The organism is Enterovibrio norvegicus (genome assembly GCF_002876705.1).
In the GTDB taxonomy this organism is placed as follows: Bacteria; Pseudomonadota; Gammaproteobacteria; order Enterobacterales; family Vibrionaceae; genus Enterovibrio; species Enterovibrio norvegicus_B.
The window spans coordinates 1-1,716 of the sequence record NZ_MDAG01000074.1; the positions used below are offsets into that span (position 1 = coordinate 1).

Below are 1,716 nucleotides of genomic sequence, written 5' to 3' on the forward strand. Positions count from 1 at the left end.
GCCCGTTATCACAGCGTTAGACCAATCACATTACAAGTTATTATGGCAGATTTAGATCACGCTCATATTTGGGCAGCATTCTTTCCTAGCGAAGAAGTTCAAGAGGAAATCTTTCGTGAGCAACACGGAGATGACGAAGCAGCAATGAATAGTTTTGCAGCGTCTCAAGGTGAAAGCTTTTATGATCACGACTTTTTCTACATCGAAGAAGTTAAGAGCGAAGGTATAGATCATGCCCTTAAAGAGTGCGGAGTGCCGGAGATAAACATCCCCAATATCACTATCGCGTGGGGCGCAAATGCAGAAGACCAGCATACATCAATCGTAGTTGGCGATAGTGGTGACTTTGATAGTCCAGTGTCCTGCGTCATTTCTGGTGCTGAATTTAAATATTTAGGCTGCTTTCAGCACTGGTCAAAAAAGGTCTAACAAGGCCATGAACGGGACGCTTTGTCACTGCGGAAACTTTACAAAGTGACGTGAATACAATGGATTAAAGCAGTTCTGGGTGGTTTGGCAAGCGCCCGTTATTGCGACGTTATAAATCACTTGAGTTTCGAGTAAATAAGTAAATGAAAGATATATTTAAATCATTAAAAGATAATGCGACATCAAGACTTAAGAACCCTGTTGTAGGTGCTTTTTGCTTAGCTTGGTGTGCGTTAAACGTGAATGGACTAGCTATATTTACCTTATCCGATACGGAAACAAAAATAAGAATTATTTCTGGTAAAACTTGGTCTTTCAGTGAGGACATAGCGTTCCCGCTATTTGTCGCAGTTATTTACCTTTTACTCTTACCTTTGTTGAATTTAGCGTATGAGTTTATAAATGATGGTGTCATCAATAATCTTAGAGACAAACAACAAAACCAAATTGATGAACAGCGCTTTATCCGCCAGAAATCTACGGTTGGTGCAAAAGTAGAAGCTGATGAAGAGTATATACGTAAGCTAAAAGATCGCGAAATTGATAACTGGCTAGCAGAAAAAGGTGTTAGAAATAACGAGTTCATTAACCATAAAGAAAAGTACTCAAGGTTGTTGGCAGCGTTAAATGAAAAGGAATACCAATTTGCTGTATCTAAAAGCCAACTTACCAGCGACTATCGAGAAGTTAAAAGTAAACTAGATGAAGCAGAGGCTGAGAGTGCAATCAGAAACTCGTTCTTAGAAAAGGTGTTGTCTGAAATAGAAGTAACGGTTGATAACTTAGATCAATTAGATGACGCAGTTGTGAAAGAAGATACAAAAGAATTACGTAATAATTTAGAAAAAATTAAAGTAAGGTTTGGCATTTGGGACGATATACCGTTCTGATTTATAACAAACAATTTAAGAGTGATTCAGCACGCTTAGCATTTTCAGTTTTGGTTTAGTTTAGTGATTATGGCGTCCAGCTTGAGTGTTGTGGTCGCGTGCTTCACACCTTAATTGGGCGTTATCCGTCAGTTCTTTCCGTGTTTAGTTTGCGATGTTTGGTTAGCTATTTCCTTTCTTCGTCTCAGGCTGTTTAAACCCAAAAGTTTCATTAAACCAGTTCCAAACTCGATGCAAAATCACGTGGCTATTTTTGCTAAGTTGGATCAACGCTAGTGGTTTTATTGAGTGATTTTGTCTTTTAGGCCGTAGTGAACTCGCAAAATGGTGCGTTCGTTGGGTGTTTGCGGCGAAGCCGCGATAGTATAAATGTTCAGCGGCTAACAAGGTCATCAAC

At 39.3% G+C, this 1,716-nt stretch carries 2 protein-coding genes and 1 pseudogene; 2 read left to right on the plus strand and 1 reads right to left on the minus strand.

What is annotated here, in order from left to right:
- Positions 1 to 429: immunity 22 family protein (locus tag BCT27_RS24230; RefSeq protein WP_206748026.1), on the plus strand; the 429-nt coding region annotated here is incomplete at its 5' end.
- Between the two features lie 143 nt (positions 430 to 572).
- The gene (locus tag BCT27_RS24235) at positions 573 to 1,319 is read left to right on the plus strand and encodes a hypothetical protein (RefSeq protein WP_102397036.1); all 747 of its coding nucleotides are present in this window, start codon (positions 573 to 575) and stop codon (positions 1,317 to 1,319) included.
- 162 nt (positions 1,320 to 1,481) lie between these two features.
- On the opposite strand, the pseudogene BCT27_RS25760 reads toward BCT27_RS24235, so the two are convergent.
- A pseudogene (locus BCT27_RS25760) lies at positions 1,482 to 1,716 on the minus strand (hypothetical protein); the annotation flags it as partial.

What these genes read in the sequence shown, in the direction of transcription:
- BCT27_RS24235 (WP_102397036.1), top strand. Translation starts at nt 573, where the DNA reads ATGAAAGATATATTTAAATCATTAAAAGATAATGCGACATCAAGACTT.